General features: G+C 35.8%; 4 protein-coding genes. 1 reads left to right on the top strand and 3 read right to left on the bottom strand.

From position 1 onward, the window contains the following. The 3 genes from QZ562_RS20300 to QZ562_RS20290 all read right to left on the bottom strand — a co-directional run. Positions 1–437, bottom strand: a 437-nt coding sequence (locus tag QZ562_RS20300; RefSeq protein ID WP_293764388.1) for a pyridoxal 5'-phosphate synthase, incomplete at its 3' end; no start/stop codon positions are given. Positions 438–604: 167 nt separating this feature from the next. Then, a complete protein-coding gene (locus QZ562_RS20295) occupies positions 605–1435 on the bottom strand; it encodes a transposase (RefSeq protein WP_293764391.1) in 831 nt (276 codons plus the stop codon). 148 nt (positions 1436–1583) lie between these two features. Then, entirely contained in the window at positions 1584–1925 is a 342-nt protein-coding gene (locus QZ562_RS20290) for a hypothetical protein (protein WP_293764385.1), read from the bottom strand. A gap of 216 nt (positions 1926–2141) precedes the next feature. Between QZ562_RS20290 and QZ562_RS20285 the strand changes: the two genes are divergently transcribed. After that, positions 2142–3377: an IS4 family transposase gene (locus tag QZ562_RS20285; protein WP_293764382.1), complete on the top strand. Its 1236-nt coding sequence runs from the start codon at positions 2142–2144 to the stop codon at positions 3375–3377. Positions 3378–3827: the final 450 nt, after the last annotated feature.

Below are 3827 nucleotides of genomic sequence, written 5' to 3'. Positions count from 1 at the left end.
ATAGCGCTACTTTGATTGCTGGTCCATGCCCCTATCTGGCTGCCTCGTGGTCTGGAATGAAAATAATCTAAGGACTTTTCTCTAGAGACCTTTTTCACAGTTCCTTTAATTATAACCTGACGTTCTAATGACGGCCAAAAAAAATGAAGACTTACTTTATCATAGGCTTGCATAGCAACTCCTTTTTCTGAAGTATAATTGGAATAAAACAAAAATTTCCCTTCTAAAATCTCCTTTAAGAGTACGATACGTGATTTAGGAAAACCATCAACACCGAGAGTACAAAGACTCATTGCATTTGCCTCATCAATTTCTATAGATGATTTGGCTTCTTGAAACCAAGAATCAAATAATTCATAAGGGCTTTCTGGTAACTTATTTTCCAGTAAGGCATCTTTTTCATAAGATTTACGCAGGTTTTGAAGATCTCTTTGCATGTGACTATATATTACCTTGCAATGTACATTAATTGCACCTTTTGAAGTGGCAAACAATTCTTAAATATATCAATGACTTTAGAGAATTCCTCTTTTGACTAAGGGTGGTTAGGATTTAATAATTGAGTAAAAAACGGATCAACCATTATTTTAGGGAGCACTTACAATTAGGCAAATAATTTAGTCAGTCTATAGAGGAAGAATTTCACATCTCTAACACCTCTAAATTGCGCTCTGAACTCTTTAATTTTGGCGTTGAAAGATTCTGCAGACGCATTTGTACTTCTATTATTAAAATAGTTCAATATTGGAATATAATGGATTTGTATAGAGCGAGAAATCGTGTTAAATGATTTGAATTGAGACTTCTCAACCTTATTATACCAATGAGCTAATTTTAATCGGGCTGTATCCTTATGAGTGTTGTTTTCAAAGATATAGCTTAATCCTTGCGCTAAATCGTATGCTTTTTCAATGGTTGGATATAATTTGAATAGAATCTCAGCTCTTTCTATTTGTCTTACGGTCCATTTGGATTTGCTTTTAAATAATAAATATCGGCTTCTTGCGAGTAGTTGTTTTTGAGTATCCCCATTGTCTAGAAGCTCAGCTTTGTATATAGCCCCTTCTTTGCGAGCCTTCTGTATGGCGTTATTTTCTAGTTCTATGCTTTCCCATCGTAATCGGATACGTTCTTCTTGTACCGCTTCTGAAGCCAGTTTTTGAACATGAAATCTATCGGTAACTATTTCGGTTTTAGGGAAGCACTTCTTAGCAATTAAATTCATACTACCTGCCATATCAACGGTAACTTCGTCTACCATATTTCTTTTTTCTAAAGGAATTTTATCAAGTATATGAATCACGTCACTAGCCTTAGTACCTTTTACAATAGCAACGATGGCACCTTTTTTACCTTGTGCATTCTTGTTGGTTAAAATTGTGTAAAGTTCTCCATTAGATAAAGAGGTTTCGTCTAGGCTTAAATATTTACCAATGTTTTCACCGTAGAGCAGCCAATCTTCTGCGTGTGCTTTTTGTGACCAATCTTTAAAATCACTCAGATGGTTTTTGTAGTGGTACTGAAGAGTATTACCATTTATTTTATAATAATCTCCAAAACGTTTAGCACTTACAGAATGGGTATCAAGTGATACCTTTTAAAAAAGAGGCAAACTCGCTAGTGATACGAGTGCCTTTAGCTACTAAATTCCAATCTCTTTTTACAATTTTACCAGTAGTAAGAAGTGTCCAGCGCCTACGTTTTATGTGAAGTAATACTGGTTTACCTCTCAGAGGAAAATCCTCAACGGTAATCTCTGGAGAGAAACCTTTAGATTGTGATTTTTCTGATTGATACTCCTCAGGAATTATATTTCTCTCTTCTAAATAAAAATGTACGCGATCATTTTCAATAGTATCAGCTACTATTTCAAAATAATCTAAAATTCCTCTGGGCAATAAATATTTCGCTAAATCTTTATTCAAAATCGTATGTTTTAGTGAAACAAAATTAACTCTTTTATACGCTGCTCCCCAAGTTTATTAGTTGATCCTAAAAAACCTAAGGAAAGCAGGATGACAGAAAAGGTACTATTTGATTAACTTGAAAGTTATATAAGTACTCACAACTATCCGAAAGTCGTGAAATAAAAACAGCTTGAGAATCCCGTATTTTTGGTTTGCAAACTTTAAATACATTTTATGGGACTCTACAAGCGCACTAAAAATACAAATACTCCACTACTTCGCCAAATCCTAGATTTAGTGCCTAGGTGGATTTTTTCTCGTAGCACTGCACAACACAAAAGTGACAAAGGCTGTAGCCGATATAAAGCTTATGATCAATTTGTAGCATTAACTTTCGGACAGCTGAATAAGTGTTATACTTTAAGTGATATTTCTACTGGTATCGGGGTTAGCGAGACCTTCATCTCCAGTTTAGGTCTTTCCCAAAGTCCGGCAACATCCACGATGAGCGATGGTAATAAGAATAGGAGTTATAAGGTGTTCGAGAGCCTTTATCATGGACTATTGACACATTATACATACCTATTATCAAAGCGTCATGAATCCCATATTATCAAAGAAATCAAAGACCACAGTATAAAACTTATAGACAGCACCGTTATTAGTCTATGTTTATCCATGTTTGACTGGGCAAAGTTTCGGACAGCAAAAGGAGGAATCAAAATACATACCTGCTGGGACGACACAATGATGATTCCAAATGTAGTAAACATTACCCCTGCTAAGCTCCATGACAGATATGGACTTGAACAATTGGTCTTTTCAAAAGGTACTATAGTGGTTGAGGACAGAGCTTATTTTGATTTTCTTTTAATGCTGCAAAGAATAAGGGCAGAGAATGTTTTTGTTACGCGTATAAAGACCAATACCCTATTTGAGACTGTCCGAGAATTTGAACTTCCCCAAGGTATTGACCAAGACATCTTAAAGGATGAAATTATAAGGCTCACCAGCAAGAAAGCTGTTGGAACAGGAATCAACCAAGTAAAACTACGACTGGTTCATGTTTATAAACCCGATCAAAACAAGGTCATAGAAATCATTACTAATCAGTTGGACTGGACAGCCAGAACCATTGCTGATCTTTACAAAAAACGATGGGATATTGAACTATTCTTCAAGGCTATCAAACAGAACCTTCAGATCAAGACCTTCGTCGGCACAAGCGAAAATGCCGTAAAATCACAGATATACATCGCATTGATAACCTATTTGTTGCTTCAGCTCATTGTCAGGACGATAGCAAAGAAGAAACATGCATTTTCCAATTTCGTGGAGAAAATAAGGATTTGCTTGTCTTTTTACCTAACCCTAGACTATGTCTGTAATCAGGTAGGAGAAGGTGCAAAGAGAATAAGAGGTAAACCTCAAGCTAATTTGCGATTCAAGACAGACTTATTTTTTACATAAACCTCAATATTGAGCCTGATTATCGAGACTCAAAAGACTTTTATGTCTAAACTGAAAAAATTTCGGATGGCTGTGATTTTTAATAAGAAAAAACATGCAGTTTTCACAAGTCATGTATAGTTCTTCTGTCTACCTACGACAGGCATTTCCACTTGAAACTCTTGGGAACAACCCTCCAAGACTCCTTCCATAAAGCCAAAACTGAACGAAACTCGACTTTGTTAAAAGGCATAAAAAAACCCGATCTTTCGATCAGGTTTTTGTAGGGTATAAGTTTAGATAAAACTATCCTCCAAAGTCATCAAAACGTATATGCTCATCCGGAATACCGTAATCCTCGCCCATTTTCTGAACCGCTTGGTTCATTAACGGTGGCCCACAGAAGTACAACTCAATATCCTCTGGAGACTCGTGAAGATTTAAATAGTTATCTATAACACAATTATGTAT

Source organism: uncultured Paraglaciecola sp., from assembly GCF_913058035.1.
GTDB lineage: Bacteria > Pseudomonadota > Gammaproteobacteria > Enterobacterales > Alteromonadaceae > Paraglaciecola.
Note: the sequence above shows the minus strand (reverse complement) of the source record. Positions and strands in the feature narration are given on the sequence as shown.